Below are 25,747 nucleotides of genomic sequence, written 5' to 3'. Positions count from 1 at the left end.
AGGACTTAACCAGTTTTAAAGCGAACTCGTTTTTACAATACTTCTTCTGCATTATCTAGTTTTGAGGGAATGAAACCTCAACATAAATAGTCTGGCAGCAATAGCGAGAAGGTCACACCCGTCCCCATACCGAACACGGAAGTTAAGCTTCTCAGCGCCAATGGTAGTTGGGACGCGAGTCCCTGTGAGAGTAGGACGTTGCCAGGCAAAAATGAAAGACAATCTGATAAGGGTTGTCTTTTTTATTTTATGTCCGTAAGGGCAAATGAATAAACAGGTTTAATGCTCCTGAATTTGATGAAAATGAAGCATTAATAACATTTTATTATTACATTTCTTATTTACCAATCTCTGAGAAAATTACTTCTTTAAATTATCTGTAAAAAAACTAAGGACCTTCCGATTGTCGGATCAGTCAAATCAAATGCATGATCTATTGAATGATGAGATATCCTTATATTATTGTCTTAAGGACCTATATTCTTTTTCAAGTTCACTTAAAGTCCACTCAAAAAGATGTTTGTCATCTTTTTTATAAAAGCCCAATGCAATCAACTTATCAATCAAGTATTGTTTTTTCTTCTCAACAGCATCTCGAAGTAAATTGCTCATTCTTCAAACACCTCCGATTACCCTATGATTATCGTTGAGCAGCTCTAAGAATAATTCCCTCACTTCCATTTAACATCCATCTCATTAAGTGAATGAGTTGCAAGCAAACCTGTTGTAAAGAGGTTAGGATATTTCCATCTCCCTAGGATTACTAGCATATTTCTCAATAAATAGACAGCATTGGTCAGCAATGAATTTCTTTTCATAATCCATCGAAGCAACGTGATAGGAGTTATACAGTGGAATGATTTTTTTTATATCGGACTGAATATGAGCCATTATATAATCCGTGTTTTCAGGGGGAACGACATGGTCTTCCTCTGATCGAAACGCAAATGTCGGACACGTAACACTTGGAAGTTTTCCCCGTGTGATATCCATTAAGGATAGCAACTGCTTAATAGATCGTATTGGTGCCTTTGCATAAGTAATTTCATGTACATCGTTTGCCTTAATATCCGGTGCTCCTTCATCAATAAATCGAGGCTCCATTTTATCTTTAAACTCCTCCATTTCAGGAATTGCTGTCATTGCTGCATTCACCAACACAATCCCTTTAATGTCAGGGTATTTACTTGCAAGATTTATTGTTAAGGTACCACCCATGGATTGACCGATAATAAAGATATCGCGGCAATGTTGTTGTAAGAAACGATACCCATCTTCTAGACTTTGAATCCAATCCCAGTAGTTGCATCTTTCCATATCCTCATAATGCGTTCCATGACCTTTTAATCTTGCTCCGTATACAGTATAACCATGAGATGAAATATACTCTCCTAAAAACCGGACGCTTTGGGGGGTTCCAACAAATCCGTGGGAAATCAGGATACCAATATGATTCCCATTAAAGAAAAAAGGTTCTGCTCCTGGTAAGACGGGATATTTTTCAAGCATATTAAATCTCCTTCCCTATTCCTGCTATTTTTTATAAAAAAAATAAAGCACCTACCCTCAAAAGAGTTAGGTGCCTTTGGAAGACCAATCAGCCATTCAATATAAAGTATCATAATAATATACTTAACTATTCCGATGAGTCAACTGTGTTTTTAAAAAAATATTAAATTAAATATTTCAAAAAATGAATTGACAACAGATTCTTTAGGCTTTATATTTTAGTCAATAGTTTCAATCCCAAGTAAACAAGTAGGTAAAATACGAATGAAGGCTTACTGGTCAACCGGCGGCCCTTAGTATAAAGTGAATTTTATACTAAGGGTCTTTTTATTTAGGGATGTTACATTAAATTTCAAAAATAGTAAGTGGGAGGTAAAAAGCAATGTCGATCTCATAGTCAAATTGTTGTTAAATTAGATGGTAATTGCATGTAATGAAGCACATATTGAAAAAAGAGAAAAATTTATCTGCCTGATTTTCATTTATCTTAACAAAAGCCGATTGGACTACCAAAGGCTCCTGTATCTAACAGGAGCCTTTTCTATTGAAAACATGAGGAGGAAAAAAATTGAGTAATACATATCGCTTAGCCACGTTGGAAGATGCGGAAGAGCTGTTGAGTCTAACATTAAGGGCATATGAACCAATTAGAAAACTAGGCATTCAGTTCCCGGCTGCAACTGCAGATATAGAGCTTGTTAAACATAATATAACGAATCATTCTTGCTATGTGTTAGAGCAAAATAATTCAATCGTTGCAACCCTTTCCGTTAGATTATTCGAAGAAGTAACTGATTTGCCTTGTGTATGGTGGTTCGCGGTTGACCCCGCCTATAAGAAACAAGGATTTGGGTCAAAAATACTACGATATGTTGAAGAGGTTATTATTAGAGATACTTTGAAGGCACCTGCTGTTGCACTCGGTACATCCGATAAGCACCCTTGGTTAATTCCAATGTACGAAAGGAATGGATATGAGCGATTTTATGAAGTGGATCACGGAGAACGAGGAAAAGGTGTTTTTTTAAGAAAGGTTCTGATACCAGAGATGTTTTTTACTACAAATAAAAAAATATAAACCAAAAACAAATAAAGAATAAAAAGATGGGGGTTAAGGAATTGAAAAAAATTACATTTGCCGTAACATTATTAGCTATTATATTACTAATCACAGGCTGCGGGTCAAACACTGCTGGCATATCTGAAAAAAATGACGCAGGTAACAAAGAAGTCAAGACGATTGTCGTGGGGACAGGTACGCAGTTTCCGAATATCTGCTTTATCGATGATAAAGGAAATTTAACTGGTTATGATGTAGAACTCGTGAAGGAAATTGACAAACGACTTCCTGAATATAAATTCGAGTTCAAAACTATGGAGTTCTCGAATTTGCTGCTTAGCCTGGAAACGAAGAAAATTGATTTTATCGCCCATCAAATGGAAGTGAACGAAGAGAGACAGAAGAAATTCCTTTTTAATGATGTACCATATAATGTTTTTCCGCTAAAAGTTACTGTTCGTCAAGATAACAACGATATTAAGTCAATTGAAGATTTAAAAGGTAAGAAAGTCATTGTAGGCGCGACAAGCAACGCAGCGGTACTCCTTGATAAATATAATAAAGAACACGGTAATAAAATTAACATTGTCTATTCCGGTCAAGGATCTGATGATACCAAAACGCAATTGAAAACAGGCCGTGTAGATGCAACGATCAGCACGCCATTTGCAGTAGATTTTATCAATAAAGCTGCTAATGCACAGCAAAAAGTGGTAGGGCCGGCACTCTCTAATTCAAAAGTATATTTCCTTTTACGTAAAGACGAAACGGATTTGAAAGCAAGTATTGATAAAGCACTAAAAGAAATCAAAGCAGATGGTACATTAAAGAAACTGAGCACAAAGTGGTTAGGTGAAGACTATACACAGGCTGAATAGATTTTAATAGATGCATAGAAAGGTAAAGGGTGTGAAATGGGAAAAGCGTTCGATAGTTCACTTGTGTGGGAGTTTATCCCCAAATTGTTGTCATACTTTCACGTAACATTGCTTATTCTTGCTTTATCCGTTCTGTTTGGCATTGTCATTGGATTTTTGGTTGCCCTGCCGCGCCTATATAATATGCCTATTTTGGGCCATATAGCCGCCGTATATGTATCGTTTATGAGAGGTACTCCAATATTGATCCAATTATTCTTGATTTTTTACGGGTTACCGGCACTTTTAGAAGCTGTTAATATTGATCTTTTTAAGACGGGACCGTTGGTGTTTGTTATTGTTACTTACTCACTTAGCAGCGGGGCTTCATTTTCTGAAATCATACGCGGTTCGGTTAATAGTATTGAAAAAGGTCAAGCTGAAGCCGCGTATTCCGTAGGGATGACAGGGAAACAAGCATTTGTACGTATTGTCCTTCCCCAGGCCTTAGTCATTTCATTCCCTAACTTCGGTAACTCGGTTATCGGATTTTTAAAAGATACTTCTCTTGCTTTCACCATTGGAGTAATGGATATGATGGGCAGGGGGGACACCTTGATTACAGCTACCGCTCATGCATTGGAAGTGTATATGTCATTATCAATCATATACTATGCAGTTGCTGTCCTGCTTGAAAAAGTCTTTGCTTTTTTTGAAAACAGATTGCAACGGCACGAGCAAAGGTTAATCTCATAGTTTTATCGGATTACTCAAGGCTTTTTATATATTAATCTATTTTGAATTAGAAGGTGAGGTGGAGACGATGACCATTGATATCCCATTTATCTTTACGGCATTGTTGGAAATTTTAAAAGCTTTGCCACTTACACTTGTCATTACGATTGTACCGTTAGTCATTGGTTTTGGTATAGGTGTTGTCATTGCAATGATTAGGCTTTATAAAGTAAGGCTTCTTCATCGGATTGCTGATTTTTATGTATCTTTCCTACGGGGTACACCAATAATCTTGCATATTATGCTCATTTATCTGGGATTGCCAATAGTCATTGATCGTTTATGCAAGTATTATGGTTGGGGATTTAAAACAAATTCGATCCCAGTTCTTGTGTTTGTGTTAACCGCATTTTCGATCACTGCCGGTGCCTATATGTCGGAAATCATTCGATCAGGGATATTAGCAGTGAATCGCGGGCAGATTGAAGCAGCCTATTCTGTGGGCATGAGCAGTTCACAAGCAATGAGACGCATCGTGCTTCCTCAAGCCTTTGCGGTTACATTACCAAATTTGTGTAATATATTTGTCGGATTTTTGCACACTTCCTCCATTGCTTTTATTGTGTCTCAAAAGGAGTTGAATGGCGCAGCGAATATTGTGGCATCAAATAATTTAAAATTTCTCGAGGCTTATATTGCAGCTGCTATTATTTATTGGACCATGACCATTATGGCAGAATCGTTTACAGCCTTTTTAGAAAAGCGGGTTACTTTATACAATAGAGGTGAAGTCCGATGATTCAATTAAAAAACATTCATAAATCCTTTCATAAACATTCTGTTTTGAAAGGAATCAATTTATTTGTTAAAAAAGGAGAGGTTGTCGTCATTCTCGGTCCAAGCGGGTCAGGAAAGACAACGCTACTTCGGTGCATTAATTTTTTGGAGAGGCCGAATGATGGAGAAGTGACCATCGGAGATTTTACTATTAGTTGTAAACGACCAAGTAAGCAGGAAATTCTTAAACTACGGAAAAAAACGGCGATGGTTTTTCAACATTATAATTTATTTAAGCATAAAACTGTACTCGAAAATGTGATGGAGGGGCTAGTGATTGCACAAAAGGTTCCGAAAGAAACAGCGAGGAAGAGAAGTCTTGAAGTGCTTGAAAAGGTTGGTTTATCGGATAAAATAGATACTTATCCGATCCAGTTGTCCGGGGGACAGCAGCAACGTGTTGGCATTGCCCGAGCTCTGGCTTTAAATCCGGAGGTTATCTTGTTTGATGAGCCTACATCTGCACTGGATCCGGAACTTGTAGGGGAAGTATTAGAAGTCATTCGGAATATTGCCAGTGAAGGGATCACGATGGTAATTGTAACACATGAAATGGGGTTTGCACGGGACATCTCAAATCATGTCGTTTTTATGGATCAAGGTACGATTGTAGAACAGGGAAGCCCAATAGAAATATTCACAAACCCTAGAGAAGAACGAACTAAGCAGTTTTTAAAACGGATTACACCGGATGTGTTGTATGGTGTTTCATAATCCTTAATAGATATTTCTTTTTTATAGTTCTAGATAGTTAAAATTTCTAAGATCCTGATTTATTTTTTTAAAACTTAAAACCTAGTTGATAAATTCAATTATAAATCTTTCAGACGATATAAATAATGCTGGTCGGACTACCGAAGGCTCCTTTCTCCATTTCATGAGATTAGGGGCCTTTTTTGTAAACTTTATTCCGAATGAGATTTCAAAATCTACTAAGAGTAATTTGAGAAGCAGGAGGAGTCGAGCGTGATTAAAAAATATAAGCGTAATTGGTGGGTGGCATTTATCTTACTTTTGTCTTTTCTTCTAAGTGGATGCAGTACCTCCACATCTGGAGAAAAACAAGAGTCTGCGTCCAATACCAAGGAGTTAAAGGTAATTAATATTGGTTATCAAAAATTCGGGACCTTAAACATATTAAAGGCGAAGGGAAGCTTGGAAAAAGGATTAAAACCGCTTGGTTATTCTGTTAAATGGACCGAGTTTCCCGGAGGACCCCAGTTGCTGGAGGCACTAAATGTAGGAAGTCTGGATTTTGGCCATACAGGTGAAGCGCCGCCAATTTTTGCTCAAGCGGCGGGTGCACCACTTGTATATTATGCTGATGCATCTGCAAATCCAAAAGGAGAGGCGATTTTAGTACCAAAAAATTCACCAATCAAAACGCTGAAAGACTTAAAAGGAAAGAAAATCGCTTTAAATAAAGGGTCAAATGTCCATTTTTTATTAGTAAAAATATTAGAAAAAGCAGGCATTCCATACGGTGATATTAAAACTGTATTTCTTCCGCCTGCAGATGCACGGGCAGCGTTTGAAAAAGGAAGTGTAGATGCCTGGGTGATCTGGGATCCGTTTTTAGCAGATGCCGAGCGTGCTACAAATGCTCGTATTTTAGCAGATGGAACGGGGCTAGTGAACAACCGCGAATTCTTCTTAGCTACAAGTAAGTTTGAAAAAGAGAATCCTAAAGTCTTAGATGTGATTTTTAAAGAACTAAAAAAGACAGATAAATGGGTGGAAGGAAATCCAAAAGAAGCAGCAAAATTCTTGGCTCCTCAAATTGGAATGAGTGTGGATACTTTAGAGTTAACACTGAATAGAAGAACATTTGGATTAGAAAAGATGAATAAAAAAGTGGCAAAAGATCAGCAACAAATTGCTGATGCTTTTTACAAACTTAAATTAATTCCGAAAGATATCCAGGTACAAGAGGCAATATCAAAATAGATAAATGAAAGAAAGGGGATTTAAAAGATGAAAGTTTTTTGGTTTTTACCAACTCATGGAGATTCACGTTATTTAGGAGTAACAACAGGTGGCAGGGCAGTTACTTACCCATACTTGAAACAAGTCGCTCAGGCGGTTGATCATCTGGGATATACCGGTGCCTTACTTCCAACAGGAAGATCTTGTGAAGATTCATGGGTAGTGGCTTCAAGCTTAATTCCTGTTACATCAAGAATGAAATTTCTTGTCGCTGTACGGCCCGGCCTAAGTTCTCCGTCGCAGGCAGCAAGAATGGCAGCTACTTTTGATCGTTTGTCAAATGGCCGATTATTGATCAATGTCGTAACAGGTGGAGATCCTGTAGAGCTTGCGGGAGATGGCTTACATTTAAGCCATACAGAGCGCTATGAACTAACGGATGAATTCCTTACGATTTGGAGGGATTTAGTAGAAAAGGGAGAAGCTGATTTTTCAGGAGAGTACTTAAAAGTAGATAATAGTAAATTATTATATCCACCTGTTCAAAACCCTTATCCGCCTCTTTATTTCGGTGGATCTTCTGAAATTGGTCAAGAAATAGCTGCTAAACATGTGGATGTTTACTTAACATGGGGTGAACCGCCTGCAAAAGTCGCAGAGAAAATTGTGCAAGTAAAACAATTGGCAAAAGAGCAAGGCAGAACTGTTCGCTTTGGTATACGATTACATGTAATCGTAAGAGAAACAGAACAAGAAGCTTGGGCTGCAGCGAATGATTTGATTAAATATGTCGACGATGAATTAATCGCTTCCTCTCAAAAAATATTTTCCCGATTTGATTCCGTAGGACAGCAGAGAATGGCGGAATTGCATAATGGAAGGAAGGAGCAATTAGAGATCAGTCCTAATTTATGGGCCGGAGTTGGTCTTGTTAGAGGAGGAGCAGGGACTGCATTGGTCGGAGACCCTGAGACTGTTGCTAAAAGAATGAAAGAATACGCTGATCTTGGAATTGAAACATTCATTTTATCCGGATATCCACATTTGGAAGAAGCGTATCGCGTATCAGAATTATTATTCCCGCACCTTCCATTAGAACAGGATGTAACGGTTTCAGATACAGCTACTATCATCAGTCCATTTGGAGAAATTGTCGCAAACAACGAATTCCCAAAAGTTTTAAAGTGAAGGGTGGATGAAGATGAATAAAAAACAGATTGTTCCGTGGATTGTTCCTATTTTATTACTTGTTTCCTGGCAGCTGACAAGTCAATTTGGGATCCTATCTTCACGGGTGTTACCGAATCCTTTAGATGTCTTCAAATCAGCTGTGGAATTAGCTCGATCCGGTCAGCTTTTTGAATATATTCGTGCAAGTACTAAACGAGCTTTATTAGGTTTTTTTATCGGGGGAGGAATTGGCTTTGCATTAGGGCTATTGAACGGCTTGTCTAGAATTTCGGAAAGTCTGCTGGATAGTTCCTTACAAATGATTCGGAACATTCCCCATCTTGCTTTAATTCCGATCGTGATTTTATGGTTTGGAATCGAAGAAGAGGCAAAGCTGTTTCTTGTTGCATTAGGTACTTTTTTTCCGATTTATTTAAACACATTTCATGGAATTCGTTCTATAGACAAATCTCTTATTGAAATGGGAAAAGTATATGGTCTTAAAGGATTTTCGCTATTCAATAACATTATTTTACCGGGTGCTCTCCCGTCTATTCTAGTAGGAGTGCGGTATGCATTAGGAATTACTTGGGTAACACTTATTGTCGCAGAAACGATTGCATCGAATTCTGGTATTGGGTATATGGCGATGAATGCTAGAGAATTTATGAGGCTGGATGTCATCGTATTGAGTATTATTCTTTATGCACTTCTTGGAAAACTGTCAGACCTTGCAGCGAAAATTGCCGAGAAAAGATTTTTAAAATGGCATCCGACTTATCAAAAATAGATAGGAGGGTTATCAATGACTCAAAATAAAGTGAAAGATATGATTTTAGAAGTCTCTAATATAGAAAAATCATTTGGTAATCATAATGTACTTCGAAATATTAATCTAAAGGTTAATAAAGGAGAATTTATTGCAATTGTAGGAAAAAGCGGGTGTGGTAAGAGTACACTGTTACGTTTACTTGCCGGCCTGGATACTGCAAGAGATGGGACTATTTTTGTTAACGGTAAACGTTTGGAAGGTAGAAACCAAATTGCAAAAATAATGTTTCAGGATGGCCGACTACTGCCATGGAAAAAAGTGTATCAGAACGTCGGTTTAGGATTAAAAGCGGACTGGCAAGAGCGTGCTGAAACGGTATTGGAACAAGTCGGATTGAGAGACCGGATAAATGATTGGCCCTCCGTATTATCAGGAGGACAGCGGCAAAGAGTAGCACTTGCAAGAGCATTGGTTCATGAGCCGGAGATACTGTTATTAGATGAACCACTTGGCGCGCTTGATGCACTAACACGGATCGAAATGCACCGGCTAATTGAAGATTTATGGATGGAAAAGAAGTTTACCGCTGTTTTGGTAACTCATGATGTAGAAGAAGCAGTAGCTCTTGCTAATAGAGTCATATTAATTGAAGATGGAGAAATTGTGATGACCCATCCTATTAAACTTCCATATCCACGCCAGAGGGATCATCCTTTATTTTCTCCAACAGTAAGCCATATATTGAAACGAATTTTGGGAAAAGACAAATTGTCTAATCGAAAAATAGAGTGACAGGCACCATCCAATTTTTGAATGGTGCCTGTCACCTATGTAAAACGCTAAGAAAGGAGTGCATTTTATATGTCAGAGATCAATTTAAGCTCACGGAATATTTTCAGAAAGGAGTTAGGAAAGGACCCTTTGAAAAAGAACGGAAATCTAAATCTGCCTGATTTACAGTTTTTCAATTGGTGCAATCATCAATACAGATTAAACAGGGGGATATATAATACCATCGATCAATGGTTTTATGATTATGGGATCAAGGAAGTTCTTTCTCGTTGAATTTTTATTTACTATTTTATCTATAGTCCTATTAAATTATTATTTTAGTAAAACGTTATTTTAAAACCAAGTTTTTTAATAGCAATAATGAGCTATAGTAAAAATCCATTCAAGAAAGGGAGCATAACTGATGAGTAAAGTAACAATTATTTCTGGAAGTCCTGCTGAAGAAACGAGATTAAATGGGATATTAGATTATGTTGTAAGTTATTTTAAGGGTGTTAATATACCGCCTAATATAATCAATATCCGCAATCTTCCGGCACAAGTTTTAATCCAAGCGAAATTTGATAGCGAAGAAATTGTTGAGGCCAATAAGAAGGTTGAGGATTCAACTATGATTGTGGTTTTGACTCCTGTTTATAAAGCATCCTTTACTGGAGTTTTAAAAACTTACTTGGATCTGCTTCCGCAAAATAGTCTTGAAAATAAAACGATTTTGCCCATTGCAATCGGAGGAACCTTTGGTCATCTTTTAATGATCGATTATGCACTTAAGCCGGTGCTGGCAGCTCTTGGAGCAACCCATATATTAAAAAGCACTTTTATTTTAGATAGCCAAGTAAAAAAACTAGGTGGTAATCGTTATGAATTAGATTTAGAAGCTAAAAATCGATTAGAACCTTCATTGAATTTCTTAAAGACATCTTTCTCTCCTGAAAAGAATGTTTCCCGCTCCATTGTGTAATGAAATAAACAGTCTGTTGGTCTATATATAACTTATTTTTTCAAGGAGGGGAATCAAGTGGGATTACGACTAAGCATTTTGGATCAAAGCGTCATCGCTGAAAATGAAACAGCAATTGATGCGTTTAACCATACGATTGAATTAGTCCAGAAGGCGGAAGCGTTGGGGTATCACCGCTTCTGGGTATCAGAGCATCATAATTCAGATAAATTAGCAGGGTCTGTACCGGAAGTCTTAATATCACATCTTCTGGCAAAAACGAATCGAATTCGAATTGGTTCAGGAGGAGTTATGCTGCAGCATTACAGTCCATATAAAGTTGCCGAAATCTTTAATGTGTTAGCTTCTTTAGCTCCGGGGAGAGTGGATCTAGGATTAGGGAAAGCTCCCGGTGGTCTTCCGTTATCAACAAAAGCCCTTCAGGAGGGATTATCAGAAAAAACGAAAGAGTTGTGGGAAAAACTAGTTGATTTAAAAAAGTTTGTGTTCGATAACATTGAACCACACGCCCCTTTTTACGGACTGAAAGCTGAGCCTGTGCCTTCTAATCCTCCGGACCTTTTCTTATTGGGTGCAAGTGCATCAAGTGCCAAACTCGCAGGAGAATTAGGATATTCCTTTGTATTTGCCCAATTCATTAATAGTAATAAGGCTATCCTCGAAGAAGCTTTTGAGGTATTCAGTCGGCTGCAGGAACGGAAAAAATCAGAACCGATCTCTTTTATTCTTGCTCTTTCGGTCATTGTGGCTGACACAGATGAGGAAGCAAAGCAGCTTGTAACCAATTCGGAAATTTTTAAAGTTCATCTTGAAAGCGGAAAGACAGTGACAGTTGGGAGTATCGAGCAAGCAGAGATTTTTGCCAAACAGGCAGATGAAAACTATCGAATTGAAATACAAGAAGCCAGCATTATTCATGGTTCAAAGGAAACAGTGAGAGAAAAACTGCTCCAAATTCAAGATATCTACGATCTGGATGAGGTTATTATTATCACTCCCATTCAAAATTTTGAAGATAGACTTAAATCCTATGTACTCTTAAGTGAAGCATTTTCAGAAATTTCTGTTCTATTAAAATAGCTGTATGAAGGAGAGAGGAAAATGACAAAAGATAAAAAACTTAGACTAGGAGTTATGCTTCATGGCGCCGGGGGAAATATGGCTGCTTGGAGGTATAAAAATGCACCAGCCGATGCGAGTGTGAATTTTTCCTTCTATAAGCAATTAGCACAAAAAGCAGAAGCGGCAAAATTAGATTTGGTTTTTGTAGCAGATGGATTATACATTAACGAAAAATCCATTCCTCATTTTTTAAACCGCTTTGAACCGCTTACAATCTTATCTGCTCTTGCTTCGGTAACTTCTCATATCGGTTTAGTAGGAACTCTTTCTACATCTTATAGTGAACCTTTTACAGTGGCAAGGCAATTTGCATCACTTGATAGGATAAGTGACGGCCGGGCGGGTTGGAATGTTGTTACCTCACCGCTTGAGGGATCAGCCAAAAATTACAGCAAGCTGGAACATCCCTCCCATCAATTGCGGTATAAAATCGCAGATGAATATTTAGAGGTTACCAATGGTCTCTGGGATTCATGGGAGGAGGATGCATTTATCAGGGATAAAAAGACAGGTGTATTTTTTAACCGGGATAAAATGCACACCTTGAATCATCAAGGAGAATTCTTTTCGGTTGAGGGCCCTTTGAATATCAGCCGTTCAAAACAGGGGCAGCCCGTAATTTTTCAAGCAGGATCATCTGAACCGGGAAAAGATTTGGCTGCAAAGTGGGCGGATGCTGTGTTTACGGGACATGACAATATTGAACAAGCGAAAGAATACTATCATGATGTAAAAAAACGTGCAGTATCCTTTGGCCGGTCTCCAGATGAAATCCTCATATTTCCTGGTATTAGCCCTATCATCGGTCGCACCAATGAAGAGGCGGAGAAAAAATATTTGGAAATCGCGAGTTTAGTTACTGTAGAAGATTCCTTAAATTATTTAGGCCGTTTTTTTGACCATTTTGATTTTTCTCAGTTTCCACTTGATGAATTATTTCCTGATATTGGAGAAATTGGTAAAAATAGCTTCAGGAGTACAACCGACAGAATCAAGAAAATGGCCAAGGAGGAACAATTAACTCTTCGTCAAGTAGCTATTCGAGTAACGACACCTAAGACCACTTTTATCGGAACACCTGAAAAAGTTACTGACCTCTTACAGCAATGGTTTAAAGAAGGGGCTGCAGATGGGTTTATGCTTGGCAATGCTGTTTTACCGGATGGTCTCAATGATTTTATCCACTATGTGTTGCCGCTATTACAAGAACGCGGACTTTTCCGTTCGGAGTATGAGAATGACACACTAAGAGGGAATCTAGGAATTCCCGTACCAAAGAACCGTTATAGTAAAGAACTTTATTTTAATAAGTAGGTGAAAAGATTCACTGAATTCGAGTCAGCCGTAAAAAAAGAAAGGGTGATAATGATGGCACAAAATAAAAGGATTATTATATGGAGCAAGAAAGCTTGTCCAAATTGTGAAGAGGTAAAAAACTATTTAAGTGAGGCGGGCTATAAATACACCTCCATTGATGTCGAGAATAAAGATTACTTAAGAGATGTTTTGGAAACAAAGTATGGTATCCGCCATGTTCCCGTTATTGAGGTTGGTTCAGAACAAGTATACGAGGCAATATGGGAGAAAGATTTTGAGAAACTCAAGATTCTGATCAATAAATAAGACTATTAAAGCAAGCAATTAGAAGTAATCTATTTAATAGATCGTCTATAAGACGGTCTATTTCTTTAGGTTAATTATTCTCTAACAAAGTCTTACAAAACAGCATCGTTTAAATTTGAATTTGAATGAGGTTTTATTTAACATGGGATTAAAGGAAACTCTTGGAAAGTTTAAGATTATATTTTAGGAATGGAGGAGAATGTATGTCGTTGGAAACAAAGTGGGTTCAATATGGGGAAAATCAAGAATTTATTGGCTATATGGCAAAAATGGATCAAGAGAAGGAAAACCTGCCTGCCGTTATTATCATTCAAGAAATATGGGGCGTAGACGCCCATATTCAAAATATCACTGAAAGATTCGCCCAGGCGGGTTACCTTGCTTTTGCTCCTGATTTATATGCGAAAAATGGGAATCGTATTGAAGAGTTACGTTCAGAACGAATAGATGAGGTAAAGGCATTTCTAGATTCGTTGCCCCATACCGTGTGGAATAATCCAGCGGAAAGAGAGCAAGCTCTAAAAGAATTACCTGAGGAAAAACAAACTCGCGTTTCCCAAACATTTGAAAGAATGTTTGGAGGAATGCATTCATCCGATTATATTGAGCAGCTCGTTGCAACTTCAAATTATTTGCGGAATGACTGTGATGCATCAAAAGGACAAGTTGTTGCTTCAATTGGATTTTGTATGGGTGGAGCTCTTTCAGCGTTGTTAGCCTGTCGCGATCCTCTTTTAAAAGGGGCTATCATTTTTTATGGCAATGCACCATCTAAGGAAGAGCTGAATCAAATTAACTGCCCGGTTTATGGTTTTTATGGTGAAACTGATAAACGAATATCGGACTATGTCCCTGCATTTGCCGAACAAATGGAGCAACATGGCAAAACATTTGATTATCAAATTTATAAAGAGACAGGCCATGCGTTTTTTAATGATACCCGTGCTTCTTACAGTGTGACCGCTGCAAGGGATGCCTTTCAGAGGGTGTTACAGTTTTTCCACAAAGTGCTTGTTTTAGAAAAGTAGTTAATTTTAAAAAAAGAGAGGATGAGGTTAGCTATGCAAAAAAGAATGCTTGGGAGTACTGGCTTAGAGGTTTCGGCTCTTGGCTTGGGTTGTATGGGAATGTCCGATTTTTATAGTGGCCGCTATGATGAACAGTCAGTCAAAACGATCCATAAAGCTCTTGAATTAGGTGTTACACTTATGGATACCGCTGATATGTATGGGGTAGGCAGGAATGAAGAATTAGTGGGACGGGCAGTTAAGGGTTATCGGGACCAAGTGGTTATTGCCACTAAATTCGGGAATGTAAGAGCGGAGGATGGTGCGTTTTTAGGCATAAATGGCCGTCCTGAATATGTAAAACAAGCTTGTGAGGCCAGCCTTCGCCGCTTAGGTGTGGATCACATTGACCTTTACTATCAACATCGGGTTGATCCAAATACACCAATAGAGGAGACCGTCGGTGCGATGGCTGATTTAATTAAAGAAGGGAAAATACGATATATTGGTTTATCGGAGGCTGCTCCACAGACGATACGCCGTGCCCATAAAGTTCATCAAATTACGGCTGTCCAAACAGAGTACTCTCTTTGGAGCAGAGACGTTGAAGATGAAATTCTTCCGGTTTGCCGGGAATTGGGAATTGGGAATTGGTTTTGTACCCTACAGCCCTTTAGGCAGAGGATTTCTGACTGGACAAATCCAAAGGTTTGAGGATTTGGCAGAAGACGACTATCGCCGTCATTCTCCCCGTTTTCAGGGTGAAAATTTTCAAAAGAACATAGATTTAGTCAAAAAGATTAAAGAAATTGCTGAGGAAAAAGGCTGTCTTCCTTCGCAGCTTGCTCTTGCCTGGCTGTTAGCACAAGGAGAAGATATTGTTCCAATCCCCGGAACTAAGAGGGTTACGTACTTAGAGGAAAATATTGGAGCACTTTCAATTTCGTTAACAGCTGACGATCTTGCCCGTATTAATCAAGTTGCCCCACGCGGAATTGCAGCAGGTGAACGCTATCATGAAGCTGGCATGAATGGGGTTAATTTATAATAAAAGTCATAAACGAGGTCTGCTTAGATCAATAAAAGCAGGCTTCTTTTTGATTAAGAGTAGACTATTTCTATACTAACTCCAAACATTGAACGCCTGTTAACTTTGGGATTAAGTAGCTAATTCAAACAACCGACCTAGTTTTGGGCTTATTTCATTCATAGGTAAAGTGTCTTTTTTTCATCCTATGCATAGCTTCGATACTACTTATTAGGTTAGTTGTACGAAATGATTTCAGTCCTAACATTTGAGCTGGCCCTTTTCTTAATGAAATTGGTTCTGGTCTTCTAAGAGAAAAAAGAATTATTTTCGAACATAATACTATCAGGGTTAGCAACAAAATTGCTTACAAGTAATGCACTTCAATTATAATCCAGAGGGCTTTTCGTTGTTTCCTCCTTAAAAGAATGTAAACTCCTTTCTCTTTGTTTATTTGACAGCCCCCATGGATCGTGTTGTTACATCTACAGAAGTATTGATAGTTGCTTCTCCTAGGGCTTTGCCCCAATGATCCCGTACTTGCTCATAATGCTTATTTTGATAGGCTCTGGCATATACCCCTAGGCCAATCGGGTCAATTTTATGTTTTTGGATTTTCTTTATGAATTGACCAAATTGCATTTTCAGTTGTTCTTCTACCATCTGTTCTAGTTTGTCATTATTATTAATCATATCAAATGGAGATGGACGCTCCGTTAATTCCATGTACATATTAATGTGAATGTCGAATGTGAATTTACCATGTCTATACCCTGTATGAATTTTTGTTTTTACGCTATGCGCATTAAAGCTTAACATATTTCTGTAGATTGTGTTCTCCTCTTTCCCCTTTATAATAGGAAGGGTAAAGATATAATCGGCCTTGTCTCCTTGCAGTATTTGTAACAAGGTTGTTTCCTGAGAATCAAGCGAAGCACTGAGCGTTCCTTTCTCGTTTAATAATGTACTGCCAGTCACTATGACTTCTTTCCCCAGTTTAATCTTAGGGATGCAGGGAGTGAGGCCTTTGTCAAACATCTGCCGATGCAGGTCCTGTAGCGTTGTTTGTATGGATTCTCCCCTTCCATGTGAAGAATCGATCAGGGACCTTAAATATATTGAGGTGATTGGTTTGTTTTTAGGATTAAAGTGCATAATCCCTGAAACAGGACCATCTACGATTATTATTCTGGGATTGACCGTAGCTTTAGTATCACGATAAGAGTTATCTAGTAAGGAAAACCAATTTGGATCTTGAAGCAATCGTTTCCCGATAAGTAGAACCTGAACTTTTGATCCGACGTTCGTACCAGTTCCGCGCCTGTCGAATTCCTTTCTAGATTGCCGGATCGTTTTTGCCCTGACTTCATGTAATTCTTTTTTTTCTTTCACTTCTTTATTGAATATAGGACTTGATTCATAAAATACCAATTCATTTTCTTCATTCAAATCTATACCAAACGCTAAGGCAAACATTGTATCCTCCAAGTATGGTGGTTGCACAATTGCTGATGGAAGGATTAGTAGAGAAAATAGCAACAGAAAAAGTCCAATCAACCACTTCATTTGGTAACCCTTCCTCGAATACGTTCATGGATACTTAAGTAAATCCACAAAAATAAAGGAATGATATATATGAAGGGAAATGCAATTTTCGCACTCAGCCCTTGCAACAGGTCATTTTGATTAAAAGTAGGAACAACAAAATACATGAACATCACCATCAACAGTAATAATAGGAGCAAATGTTTGCTGTGATCCTGTTTCCCGAACAGCCAACTTGTACAGAAAGTAGCACCATACATATAAGGCATCCAGGTCCTAGATAGCACCATCAAGTAAAACGCAAGAAAAATAATTTCCATTCTCTCTAAAAATCGGAATTCCACTACTTTTAATATGCTTACTGTAGGTTCGTTAAATAGAGTAATTTGGTCTGGACTAAAAAAGACAAAACATGCAATAGTTACAAATAAAAATACCAGCATTGTTAATGAATTGGCGATTATAATGCCGATGGAAGCTTTTTGCTTCTTTTGTAAAAATGGATATAGCAAAAACGTAAGTTCAAAGCCATAAAAAGAATATGAAGTAGATTGAGTAGCCAACAGCACCTTCTTCATATCTTTGAACAGAGGGAGAAGGTGAATCCAGTGATGGTTTTCCCGCAAGGCAACCCAGTAAAAGAAAGGCATCCATAATGTAATGAAAAAGACGAGTTCTGCGTATCGACCGATAATGCGAAACCCATTACGAGCAATAGTATAAGTAGGGATTGCGAATAAAATCATAAGTACATAACCATCTACTCCCGGCAAAATCCATACTTGAATAAAAAGGATTGCCCGCTGAAAAATGATAAACCCACTATAAGCGAAATACAGGGCACTCAAAAGGGCAATGGCTTTTCCTGCCCACTTTCCAAAATACTTTGTACACAAATCAAATAGTGTTCCTTCTGGATATTTCTTCATTATTTGAATCATGATTAGGCTCGCTGCAACAGATGCCATCCAGCCAAAGATGATAGGGATCCAACCATCCGTACCTGCCTTTTCTGCCAAGATTCGTGGGAGTTGCAGTACACCGATGCCCACTTGTGCGCCATGTATTAAAAAAATATATTGCATTAATGTAATCTCATTGTAAGCATACTTTTTCACTTTCCATCTCCCCGAGGGTGATTGGAGCCTTGTTTCTTTGCTTGAATCGCTCTTGCGCTCAAAGGACGACGGTTCATTTTCCAGAGTGGAACACGCAAAAAACTATCCTTCCAATCGGAAAAATAGACTGGAGCAAATGGACTGCTGTATGGATTGCCCAGCGATTCCAAAGAAATAAGATGTCCAATCAAAGTGAGCAAACCAACCACAATACCTACAATTCCAAAAAAAGATGCTAGCAACATCATAGGAAATCGCAATAACCGAATGGCTGAGCTCATATCATAATTAGGTATAATAAAAGAAGCAATAGCGGTAGAGGCGACAACTATAATCATCATGTTGCTGACAATCCCAGCTTGTACAGCAGCTTGACCGATAACAATAGCCCCTACAATTCCTACGGTTTGCCCAATGGGAGCAGGAAGGCGTATCCCTGCTTCACGCAGCATTTCAAGAGCAATCTCCATAATAAGTGCTTCAATCAGCGGAGGAAAAGGCACCTCAGCCCGGTATTTTCCTATGTTTAGCAACAATTTTACAGGAATTAACTCATAATTAAACGAAATAATAGATATATAAAGTGAGGGTAAAAGAATAGCCACGAAAAAAGCAAGTAACCTCAGTAACCGTATAAAATTAGCAGTTAGGAAACGTGAGCCGTAGTCATCGACATTTTGAAAAAAAGATACAAGTGTTACTGGTGCGACCAACGCTGAGGGTGATCCATCCACCATAACGACAAATCTTCCCTCCAAAATATGAGAGGCAGCCGCATCCGGCCGTTCCGTTGAGATAAATTGCGGAAATGGGGAATAGGTATTATCCTCAATGAATTCCTCTAACTCTCCTGCATTAAGAATCGCATCGACATCTAATCGTCGGATGCGATCCTCCAGCTCTTGTAATACCTCTGGGTGTGCAACATCTTCTAAGTACATAATCGAAACCTTGCACTTACCTCGGCGTCCAACTATCATCTCTTTGATTTTTAGCTCACGGCTAGTAATATAGCGGCGGATTAAGGCGATATTTCTGCTGCCTGTCTCCACAAATCCTTGATGTGCCCCCTTTAAAGAGGCTTCGAGCTGTGGATCTTCAATTGCTCTTTCTGGCCAACCTTGGGTGTCGAAGGTCATTGCATCGTTTCGTCCCTCGACTAACAATACACTTTTACCTTGTAGTATACTGTTCTCAAGCTCTGTCCAATGATTCGATGATCCTACGTGACCAATCGATACCGGTAAGTTGGGATTCTCCTTATCTTCAATTCCATATATTAACGGGCGAAGGATATGATCATGGACGGAGTCTGTATTAGTTAGACTTGCAAGGTAAATAAGGACCGCTTTCTCACCACTCTTCTGAATATCCAAGTGTCGTACAATTAAGTCAGGGGTATGGGTGAAAAGTGTATACAAATCTACAAGATTTTCAGATAGGGTTGTGCTTATCTTTTTATTTTGAATTTCGTTTGCTTGTTTTTGAGGCTCATAAAAACTTTTTCTTGGTTTATTATGAAAAATCTTCATTTTACCATCACCCACAGGAATTAAATTATTATTATAATTAACTACTTATGTAAAAATAATTCAGGATATATCAAGTAAAAGGACAGTGGGTGTGCTTATATGTGCAGTCGATTCAAAAAGGGAATATCATTGATTTTTATTTAAGTAAATCAAGAGATACGCCAATTTTAGGAAGGAGCCATCATTTTCAACCTACTATTAGAGATATGGTACACTGTTAAGGACTATTAATGTAAATAAACAGAGGTGTCCAAAGTGAAAACAGTCCTAGTAATTGGCGGAGGCATTACCGGATTATCTGCCATGTATGAATTACAAAAATGGAAAAAGGCGAATCATGCTGACTTAAAACTTATTCTTGTAGAATCATCTAGTGAACTTGGGGGGAAAATTCGTACGGTAAAAGACGGCAGTTTTGTGATGGAATCAGGAGCTGATTCCATTGTCGCACGTAAAGCGAACAGCATGCCGTTCATCGATGAACTGGGCTTGGAGAGAGAAGTGGTCTATAATTCCACAGGCCGATCTTTTATTTATACAGATGGGGAATTAAAGCCGATCCCTGCAGATTCCGTCTTCGGAATCCCTGCAAGTATCGAATCGTTAGCCAATAGCACACTCGTCTCAGCGGAAGGAAAAGTGGAGGCATTAAAAGATTTTTTTACAAAAAACGAAACGTTCACAAAAAGCGATTCAGTCGGGACCTTTCTGGAGTATTTTTTTGGCAAAGAATTAGTTGAAAAACAAATTTCTCCAGTTCTTTCAGGTGTATATTCAGGTGAGCTAAGCGACTTAACGATCGCTTCCACACTTCCTTACCTTCTTGATTACAAGGAGGAATACGGAAGCATAATAAAAGGTTTTGAAGCAAATAAGAAGAGATTTCAAAGTAACGGAGAAAAGAAGTTTCTTTCATTTAGAAACGGCTTACGTTCATTGATTGATGCGTATGAGTCAAAGCTTGATGAGGTTGAAATTTTAATGAATACAAAAGCCGCCAAAATCACAAAAAGCAACAATCGTTATCATGTGAAATTAAACAACCATGAAATTATTGAAGCGGATTTTGTGGTGCTCAGTATCCCTCACACCGCTGCGGAAACATTATTTGGCGATGAAGAGCTTGTAAAAGAATTTACGGGTTTTAAAAATAGTTCACTTATTAGTATGTATGTGGGCTTTGATGTTCCAGACAGTATCCTACCGGCAGACGGAACCGGTTTTATTGCGGCAAACACTGATGAATTGTCGTGTAACGCCTGCACTTGGACAAGCAGGAAATGGGAGCATACCTCTGAAACCGGTAACTTGCTGGTAAGGTTATTTTATAAAAGCAGCCATCCTTCGTTTACAGCTTTAAAAGAAATGAATGAAGAACAACTGCTTCAGGTTGCCCTTATGGATATTCACAAAGGCCTTGGGATTATCGCTGAACCTGTGGCAAGTGAAGTAACAAACTGGACGGAACAGATGCCGAATTATTTGATTACCCATCCGAAAAGTGTGGAAGCGCTTGAAAACAAATTGGCGGAAACCTTCCCGGGAGTTATCATTGCAGGGTGCTCATATTATGGGGTTGGTATTCCGGACTGTGTTGAAAACGGGGTCCGTACAGCAGAGAAGATCATAGAATTTCTTTAATTAATGAAAATTTTTAATAAAGAAAACCGCTCTGTATTTTTTCATATCTTTATCCTCCCCTTTTTATATTGATATAAATTAATTTTAAAGGCTTTCATAGAGGATTGCGAATTTTAAAATTTATTTTGACACCCCCCTTTTTTAAAAAGAAACAATATAATTTCCAAGTTGTGGGTGGGATAGGATAAATCCTAATGGAGCATTCTGTACATGAATTAAAAATTTAGGGAGGGTAACGATGAGCGAATTATTTGGTTTTTTTGAGGATGAGAAGGATGAAAAGAATGAGAAGGTAGAAGCAGTTGATGATAAAAAACTGCTTCTACGTCAAGAGGAATTAGACATTGACAAGGATCGGGTTGAAACAGGTGAGGTCATCCTGAGCAAGGAAATTGTTGAAGAAACAAAGGCGGTTGACGTCCCGGTCATGCATGAGGAAGTGGTTATTGAGAGAAGGGCTATCGATCATGAACTGAGTGATTCCCCAATTGGTGAAGAAGAAACTATTCACATTCCTGTCAATGAAGAAAGAGTAGAAGTTGGAAAACATACAGTAGTAACAGGTGAGGTTTCTGCTTACAAGCGTGAAATTGAAGAAACACGCCATGTTGAAGAAACTCTTAGAAGAGAAGAAGCACGTGTGGAAACGACCGGCGACCCTAATATCGTGAATGATGAGGAGATTTCCCATTTAGAGTAAAAATATTATAAAAACACCTCACAAACAATTTTGAGAGGTGTTTTTTCAAAAAATCTTAAATATGGTTGTATATGCCTTAATTCAAAAACGGACTATGGAGGATGCAAAATGTCAATGAATATAGGCAAAAAATCGAACGATATTTTATCAAATCAGAAAACGGAAGGGAAGCTTAAACTACGTACTGAACAATTGGATATCATAAAAAAATGGGTGCAAACCGGAACAGTGACCGTACGGAAAGAAGTGATCAAGGAGGAAAAAACAATCGTCGTCCCGGTAACCCGCGAAATCCTTGTAATCGAAAATAAGATTTTTGATTCTGATAATATAAATGAAAATACAAAAACGATTCAAATTCCGATTAGTGAAGAACGCATTGAAGTGATAAAACATCCAACGGTTTTGGAAGATATCAAAATTTACAAACGGCAATTCCCTAAGATTGAGCATGTTGTAACGACCCTGAAAAGTGAAAAAGTTCATGTGAAAATTATCGGGAATGCTAAAATTAAAGACAATGAGACTCAGAATGAGCATTCCTAAAAGGGGTATACCATGCTGGGTTTTTACATAGGTTACAGGGAAATACAAATGATATATGTGAAAAAGAGTCCCAAGTGAAAACTGCACAAAGGACTCTAAAACAAAATTTATTAAAAATATTACCGCTTCAACCGTTGTAGGACACGTTCCTCAAAATTTGACGAATCTATATCCAATCCCAATATTTCATTTCTAAAGGGCTTGAAACGACCATTATTCACTTCTAGCGTAAAATAACCCCTTTGACTTAAAAGATTAATATCCCCAATAATATTTTTCCCGCGTACAGGATCGAACAAATTAACTAAATTAGGATTGCTGGGATGGGCTCTGAATCTACAGCCTTGTTCCACACAAACTCTTACAATGTTTCGCACCTTTGGATGAGCAATGCTCTCAATTTTCTTGCTTAAATCGTTACTGGCCATAATTGTAATCCTCCTTTCCAGTTAAAACGATATGCGACGAATGAAGATAATATGCATTTTTTAAAGGAACCTAGAATCCTACTGAAATCGAAAAATGGATTGCTGCATCTGGAGAAAAACTGCTTTTCTTAAACAAGCCTTACAGGCACACCTGACCTACTTTTCATCCGTAAAAACCGGGTTAAATGAGGTGGAAACGATAGTCTTAGAATATATTAATGAAAATACATGCTCTTTTACGGAATTTGTTTCATTTCGTAAGTAAGCAAAGGAGCATTGATGGAATTTGTGATCGCCACTTTGCAGCCATTCTAAACGGGCTAACATATGGACCTTATCCTCTTTTAGAATGCGATAGACCGTTACCAAATTATCAAAATCAAGCACCTGTTTCAAAGGTAAGCTTAACTTCCATAGGATTAGACGTCCTATATAATCAACAAGACTATCTTGAAATAGAAGAGCGTGATTGGTGGCTAGGCGAGGTTTTTTTAAAAATAATAAATGGTACCGAGATGGCAATAGGCTTTTACAACGGTAAGCGTGAACCAGGTCATCGCGGATAAGAATATATTACCCATTTTATTAGGCAGAATAATTCGAGATTCTTCATCAGCACTTAAGTGTTTTTATCATCGAATATGGATGGTAAAGACACTTTTTTTTGGTTGACAAAAAGAAATATATGTATTATTATTATCTCGAATTCAAAATATATTAATCAAAGATATCTTAATTAAGAATTTTTATATTCACATCAACTAACGATTTATTACCCTTCATAACTGAAAAAGATTTGCCAGATAAAGAATCTGGACTGAATTCATCGATTTCAGTTGAAGAACAACAAAGAGTAAATAGGAGGTGTAGGCATTGAGTTTTTTAGGCAGAATATTTGGTGGAACAAATAATAAGGAGGAAGAAACAATGACAAAATTAAATATCGGGATCATCTTAGGTAGTACACGACAAGGGCGCGTTAGCCCACAAGTTGGAGAATGGGTTAAAGGAATCGCAGACAAACGTGGAGATGCACAATATGAAATCGTAGATATTGCAGACTTCAAATTACCATTTTTGGGTGAAGGTACCGGTCAAGAACAAGGAATCCAAGCTTGGAATGAAAAACTGGCTAGCTTAGATGGATTTGTCTTTATTGTCCAAGAATACAATCACAGCATTACAGGCGCATTAAAAAATGCATTGGATTCAGCGCGCGAAGCTTGGAATAATAAGGCGGCAGGTATCGTGAGTTATGGATCAACAGGTGGGGCCCGTGCTGCTGAACATTTACGTGGAATCTTAGGTGAGTTACTCGTAGCGGATGTACGTGTTCATCCAACCTTATCCTTATTTACTGATTTTGAAAACGGAACTGTATTTAAACCGGCTGCATTACATCTGAACAATGTTAATGCAATGCTTGATCAAGTTATCGCTTGGAGCGGTGCTTTAAAAACTTTGAGATAAAATCAATTTCTAATCGGAAGATGTAAATTCCGATAATTTGGTGAAAAAGCAAAATTACAGTACGATTTTCAAATAAAATCACACCAGAATGAGCATATGAAATAACAGTAAATTTCGAACAAAATGGCATGGTATTAAACCATGCCATTTTGTGATCTTATGCTGCTGTTTGTTTCCTCCAGCATAAGAATTATTATTTAGCACTAAATGTTTTTAATTCAGCACGGGTGCCGGGAATTTTTATAGATCCAGACTTAATTTTACTTGTCCAGTCACTTACAGCTTTTTCAATTGCTGCTTTATTTGGAACATCCGGGTTAAGTGGCGCTAAACCAACACCATTTTCAGTTAAACCATAAACTGTTGTTTTTCCACCGGGGAAATTACCATTTTTCGCTTTAGTAGTAAGGTCTAGTACTGCATTGTCAACACGTTTCATTGCAGATGTAATCACAACGTTTACTTGTTTTCCTCCAGCAGTTACAACACCTTCATCACTTTGGTCATTGTCTACACCGATTGCCCAAATTGCTTGACTTGGATTTTTGGCTTTTCGGTCACGTGCTTCTTTAAATAATCCGTTACCAGTTGCACCGGCAGCGGCAAATACAACATCATCACCTGATTGGTACATTCTAGAAGCAATGGCTTGCCCTTTAGCTGCATCCGTGAAGGTTGCAGCGTATTGAATATCTACAGTAGCATTGGGATTAGCTGCTTTAACACCAGCAACAAAGCCTGATTCAAAACGTTCAATTACCGCACTTTCCATACCGCCAATAAAACCAATTTTATTTGATTGGGTGGTCATTCCAGCAACAACACCCGCTAAGAATGAACCCTCATTTTCTTTAAAAAGAATACTTGCAACGTTTGGTTCCTTCACTTCAGCATCAACGATGGCAAAATGCGCTTTTGGCTGTTGCTTCGCAATTTTATCAACATCATTTTGCATTAAGAAGCCAATACCATAAACTAAGTCAAAACCTTGTCGGGCAAGTGTGTTTAAGTTAGTTGCATAGTCCGCATCAGATTGGGATTGAAGATAATCATATCCGTTCTTGCCTTTTTGCAAATTGTTTGCTTTACCAAAATCTTGAAGCCCTTTCCATGATGACTGGTTAAATGATTTGTCATCAATACCACCAATATCCGTAACCATACCAACAGTGAACCCTTTTGCTTTGTTTCCGCCGGCATTGGTATTATCAGTAGTCTTTCCACATGCACTTAATAGTGTTCCAGCTGCCAGCACTAGCGATAATGCCAGACCGATTTTACGCTTTTTCAAGTTATGTCCTCCTAAATTTAGTAGTTATGAGAAACCAAGTTAAGTTCCTAGCAAACGAAAACTAAATTTGTTTGCTTT

At 38.1% G+C, this 25,747-nt stretch carries 26 protein-coding genes, 1 rRNA gene and 1 pseudogene; 21 read left to right on the top strand and 7 right to left on the bottom strand.

Annotated elements, in window-relative coordinates; translation table 11 throughout:
- Nucleotides 1-90: 90 nt before the first annotated feature.
- A 5S ribosomal RNA gene (rrf, locus tag J2S10_RS23380) occupies nucleotides 91-207 on the top strand.
- Nucleotides 208-459: 252 nt separating this feature from the next.
- Here rrf and J2S10_RS23375 read toward each other — a convergent pair.
- The gene (locus J2S10_RS23375; RefSeq protein WP_307412886.1) at nucleotides 460-612 is read right to left on the bottom strand and encodes a Fur-regulated basic protein FbpA; all 153 of its coding nucleotides are present in this window, start codon (nucleotides 610-612) and stop codon (nucleotides 460-462) included.
- Between the two features lie 123 nt (nucleotides 613-735).
- The gene (locus tag J2S10_RS23370; RefSeq protein ID WP_307412883.1) at nucleotides 736-1,509 is read right to left on the bottom strand and encodes an alpha/beta hydrolase; all 774 of its coding nucleotides are present in this window, start codon (nucleotides 1,507-1,509) and stop codon (nucleotides 736-738) included.
- A gap of 568 nt (nucleotides 1,510-2,077) precedes the next feature.
- On the opposite strand from J2S10_RS23370, the gene J2S10_RS23365 reads away from it, so the two are divergent.
- From J2S10_RS23365 to J2S10_RS23295, 15 genes and pseudogenes are all read left to right on the top strand, one after another.
- Complete coding sequence (locus J2S10_RS23365; protein WP_307412881.1) at nucleotides 2,078-2,587, top strand: GNAT family N-acetyltransferase; 510 nt, start codon at nucleotides 2,078-2,080, stop codon at nucleotides 2,585-2,587.
- Between the two features lie 41 nt (nucleotides 2,588-2,628).
- Entirely contained in the window at nucleotides 2,629-3,447 is an 819-nt protein-coding gene (locus J2S10_RS23360; protein ID WP_370876268.1) for an amino acid ABC transporter substrate-binding protein, read from the top strand.
- A gap of 36 nt (nucleotides 3,448-3,483) precedes the next feature.
- A complete protein-coding gene (locus tag J2S10_RS23355) occupies nucleotides 3,484-4,182 on the top strand; it encodes an amino acid ABC transporter permease (RefSeq protein WP_307412879.1) in 699 nt (232 codons plus the stop codon).
- Nucleotides 4,183-4,249: 67 nt separating this feature from the next.
- Nucleotides 4,250-4,960, top strand: a complete 711-nt coding sequence (locus J2S10_RS23350) for an amino acid ABC transporter permease (RefSeq protein WP_307412876.1) — start codon at nucleotides 4,250-4,252, stop codon at nucleotides 4,958-4,960.
- Entirely contained in the window at nucleotides 4,957-5,712 is a 756-nt protein-coding gene (locus J2S10_RS23345; RefSeq protein ID WP_307412874.1) for an amino acid ABC transporter ATP-binding protein, read from the top strand. The genes J2S10_RS23350 and J2S10_RS23345 overlap by 4 nt, the downstream gene beginning before the upstream one ends.
- 252 nt (nucleotides 5,713-5,964) lie before the next feature.
- On the top strand, nucleotides 5,965-6,945 hold the full coding sequence (locus J2S10_RS23340) for a sulfonate ABC transporter substrate-binding protein (protein ID WP_307412872.1): 981 nt from the start codon (nucleotides 5,965-5,967) through the stop codon (nucleotides 6,943-6,945).
- A 27-nt stretch (nucleotides 6,946-6,972) separates the two neighbouring features.
- Nucleotides 6,973-8,112: an FMNH2-dependent alkanesulfonate monooxygenase gene (ssuD, locus tag J2S10_RS23335; protein ID WP_307412870.1), complete on the top strand. Its 1,140-nt coding sequence runs from the start codon at nucleotides 6,973-6,975 to the stop codon at nucleotides 8,110-8,112.
- Nucleotides 8,113-8,125: 13 nt separating this feature from the next.
- A complete protein-coding gene (ssuC, locus tag J2S10_RS23330; protein WP_307412868.1) occupies nucleotides 8,126-8,884 on the top strand; it encodes an aliphatic sulfonate ABC transporter permease SsuC in 759 nt (252 codons plus the stop codon).
- Nucleotides 8,885-8,899: 15 nt separating this feature from the next.
- The gene (locus tag J2S10_RS23325) at nucleotides 8,900-9,658 is read left to right on the top strand and encodes an ABC transporter ATP-binding protein (RefSeq protein ID WP_307412865.1); all 759 of its coding nucleotides are present in this window, start codon (nucleotides 8,900-8,902) and stop codon (nucleotides 9,656-9,658) included.
- 403 nt (nucleotides 9,659-10,061) lie between these two features.
- Entirely contained in the window at nucleotides 10,062-10,619 is a 558-nt protein-coding gene (ssuE, locus tag J2S10_RS23320) for an NADPH-dependent FMN reductase (protein WP_307412864.1), read from the top strand.
- Between the two features lie 57 nt (nucleotides 10,620-10,676).
- Nucleotides 10,677-11,699: an LLM class flavin-dependent oxidoreductase gene (locus J2S10_RS23315; RefSeq protein WP_307412860.1), complete on the top strand. Its 1,023-nt coding sequence runs from the start codon at nucleotides 10,677-10,679 to the stop codon at nucleotides 11,697-11,699.
- A gap of 21 nt (nucleotides 11,700-11,720) precedes the next feature.
- Entirely contained in the window at nucleotides 11,721-13,055 is a 1,335-nt protein-coding gene (locus tag J2S10_RS23310; protein WP_307412857.1) for an LLM class flavin-dependent oxidoreductase, read from the top strand.
- A 54-nt stretch (nucleotides 13,056-13,109) separates the two neighbouring features.
- Entirely contained in the window at nucleotides 13,110-13,364 is a 255-nt protein-coding gene (locus J2S10_RS23305; protein ID WP_370876267.1) for a glutaredoxin family protein, read from the top strand.
- A gap of 203 nt (nucleotides 13,365-13,567) precedes the next feature.
- A complete protein-coding gene (locus tag J2S10_RS23300) occupies nucleotides 13,568-14,392 on the top strand; it encodes a dienelactone hydrolase family protein (RefSeq protein ID WP_307412851.1) in 825 nt (274 codons plus the stop codon).
- Between the two features lie 33 nt (nucleotides 14,393-14,425).
- A pseudogene (locus tag J2S10_RS23295) lies at nucleotides 14,426-15,419 on the top strand (aldo/keto reductase).
- Between the two features lie 429 nt (nucleotides 15,420-15,848).
- Here J2S10_RS23295 and J2S10_RS23290 read toward each other — a convergent pair.
- Genes J2S10_RS23290 through J2S10_RS23280 form a run of 3 tightly spaced genes read right to left on the bottom strand, consistent with a single transcriptional unit; the run spans nucleotide 15,849 to nucleotide 19,593 of the window.
- The gene (locus J2S10_RS23290; RefSeq protein ID WP_307412848.1) at nucleotides 15,849-16,964 is read right to left on the bottom strand and encodes a Ger(x)C family spore germination protein; all 1,116 of its coding nucleotides are present in this window, start codon (nucleotides 16,962-16,964) and stop codon (nucleotides 15,849-15,851) included.
- On the bottom strand, nucleotides 16,961-18,061 hold the full coding sequence (locus J2S10_RS23285; RefSeq protein ID WP_307412846.1) for a GerAB/ArcD/ProY family transporter: 1,101 nt from the start codon (nucleotides 18,059-18,061) through the stop codon (nucleotides 16,961-16,963). The genes J2S10_RS23290 and J2S10_RS23285 overlap by 4 nt, the downstream gene beginning before the upstream one ends.
- Entirely contained in the window at nucleotides 18,058-19,593 is a 1,536-nt protein-coding gene (locus J2S10_RS23280) for a spore germination protein (protein ID WP_307412844.1), read from the bottom strand. Before J2S10_RS23280 ends, J2S10_RS23285 begins: the two co-directional genes overlap by 4 nt.
- A gap of 255 nt (nucleotides 19,594-19,848) precedes the next feature.
- On the opposite strand from J2S10_RS23280, the gene J2S10_RS23275 reads away from it, so the two are divergent.
- From J2S10_RS23275 to J2S10_RS23265, 3 genes are all read left to right on the top strand, one after another.
- Nucleotides 19,849-21,234, top strand: coding sequence for a protoporphyrinogen oxidase (locus J2S10_RS23275; protein ID WP_307412841.1), 1,386 nt, complete (start codon nucleotides 19,849-19,851; stop codon nucleotides 21,232-21,234).
- Nucleotides 21,235-21,472: 238 nt separating this feature from the next.
- The gene (locus J2S10_RS23270) at nucleotides 21,473-21,934 is read left to right on the top strand and encodes a YsnF/AvaK domain-containing protein (protein ID WP_307412840.1); all 462 of its coding nucleotides are present in this window, start codon (nucleotides 21,473-21,475) and stop codon (nucleotides 21,932-21,934) included.
- A gap of 108 nt (nucleotides 21,935-22,042) precedes the next feature.
- Entirely contained in the window at nucleotides 22,043-22,480 is a 438-nt protein-coding gene (locus J2S10_RS23265) for a YsnF/AvaK domain-containing protein (protein ID WP_307412838.1), read from the top strand.
- A gap of 119 nt (nucleotides 22,481-22,599) precedes the next feature.
- Here J2S10_RS23265 and J2S10_RS23260 read toward each other — a convergent pair whose 3' ends face one another.
- The gene (locus J2S10_RS23260; protein ID WP_307412835.1) at nucleotides 22,600-22,908 is read right to left on the bottom strand and encodes a hypothetical protein; all 309 of its coding nucleotides are present in this window, start codon (nucleotides 22,906-22,908) and stop codon (nucleotides 22,600-22,602) included.
- A 218-nt stretch (nucleotides 22,909-23,126) separates the two neighbouring features.
- Here J2S10_RS23260 and J2S10_RS23255 point away from each other — a divergent pair, with 218 nt between their 5' ends.
- Together J2S10_RS23255 and J2S10_RS23250 are read left to right on the top strand one after the other, a co-directional pair.
- The gene (locus J2S10_RS23255) at nucleotides 23,127-23,474 is read left to right on the top strand and encodes a hypothetical protein (protein ID WP_307412832.1); all 348 of its coding nucleotides are present in this window, start codon (nucleotides 23,127-23,129) and stop codon (nucleotides 23,472-23,474) included.
- A 361-nt stretch (nucleotides 23,475-23,835) separates the two neighbouring features.
- A complete protein-coding gene (locus tag J2S10_RS23250; RefSeq protein WP_307412830.1) occupies nucleotides 23,836-24,378 on the top strand; it encodes an NADPH-dependent FMN reductase in 543 nt (180 codons plus the stop codon).
- 193 nt (nucleotides 24,379-24,571) lie between these two features.
- Here the strand turns inward: J2S10_RS23250 and J2S10_RS23245 are convergent, their stop codons facing one another.
- Entirely contained in the window at nucleotides 24,572-25,669 is a 1,098-nt protein-coding gene (locus J2S10_RS23245; protein WP_307412828.1) for a BMP family lipoprotein, read from the bottom strand.
- Nucleotides 25,670-25,747: the final 78 nt, after the last annotated feature.

The sequence above is a fragment of the Neobacillus ginsengisoli genome, from assembly GCF_030813055.1.
Note: the sequence above shows the minus strand (reverse complement) of the source record. Positions and strands in the feature narration are given on the sequence as shown.

Coding starts and splice junctions, on each gene's coding strand:
- J2S10_RS23265 (WP_307412838.1), top strand. CDS start 22,043: ATGTCAATGAATATAGGCAAAAAATCGAACGATATTTTATCAAATCAG.
- J2S10_RS23255 (WP_307412832.1), top strand. CDS start 23,127: ATGAAAATACATGCTCTTTTACGGAATTTGTTTCATTTCGTAAGTAAG.
- J2S10_RS23310 (WP_307412857.1), top strand. CDS start 11,721: ATGACAAAAGATAAAAAACTTAGACTAGGAGTTATGCTTCATGGCGCC.
- J2S10_RS23270 (WP_307412840.1), top strand. CDS start 21,473: ATGAGCGAATTATTTGGTTTTTTTGAGGATGAGAAGGATGAAAAGAAT.
- J2S10_RS23325 (WP_307412865.1), top strand. CDS start 8,900: ATGACTCAAAATAAAGTGAAAGATATGATTTTAGAAGTCTCTAATATA.
- J2S10_RS23250 (WP_307412830.1), top strand. CDS start 23,836: ATGACAAAATTAAATATCGGGATCATCTTAGGTAGTACACGACAAGGG.
- J2S10_RS23355 (WP_307412879.1), top strand. CDS start 3,484: ATGGGAAAAGCGTTCGATAGTTCACTTGTGTGGGAGTTTATCCCCAAA.
- ssuC (WP_307412868.1), top strand. CDS start 8,126: ATGAATAAAAAACAGATTGTTCCGTGGATTGTTCCTATTTTATTACTT.
- J2S10_RS23300 (WP_307412851.1), top strand. CDS start 13,568: ATGTCGTTGGAAACAAAGTGGGTTCAATATGGGGAAAATCAAGAATTT.
- J2S10_RS23305 (WP_370876267.1), top strand. CDS start 13,110: ATGGCACAAAATAAAAGGATTATTATATGGAGCAAGAAAGCTTGTCCA.
- J2S10_RS23350 (WP_307412876.1), top strand. CDS start 4,250: ATGACCATTGATATCCCATTTATCTTTACGGCATTGTTGGAAATTTTA.
- ssuE (WP_307412864.1), top strand. CDS start 10,062: ATGAGTAAAGTAACAATTATTTCTGGAAGTCCTGCTGAAGAAACGAGA.
- J2S10_RS23280 (WP_307412844.1), bottom strand. CDS start 19,593: ATGAAGATTTTTCATAATAAACCAAGAAAAAGTTTTTATGAGCCTCAA.
- J2S10_RS23375 (WP_307412886.1), bottom strand. CDS start 612: ATGAGCAATTTACTTCGAGATGCTGTTGAGAAGAAAAAACAATACTTG.
- J2S10_RS23260 (WP_307412835.1), bottom strand. CDS start 22,908: ATGGCCAGTAACGATTTAAGCAAGAAAATTGAGAGCATTGCTCATCCA.
- J2S10_RS23370 (WP_307412883.1), bottom strand. CDS start 1,509: ATGCTTGAAAAATATCCCGTCTTACCAGGAGCAGAACCTTTTTTCTTT.
- J2S10_RS23345 (WP_307412874.1), top strand. CDS start 4,957: ATGATTCAATTAAAAAACATTCATAAATCCTTTCATAAACATTCTGTT.
- J2S10_RS23290 (WP_307412848.1), bottom strand. CDS start 16,964: ATGAAGTGGTTGATTGGACTTTTTCTGTTGCTATTTTCTCTACTAATC.
- ssuD (WP_307412870.1), top strand. CDS start 6,973: ATGAAAGTTTTTTGGTTTTTACCAACTCATGGAGATTCACGTTATTTA.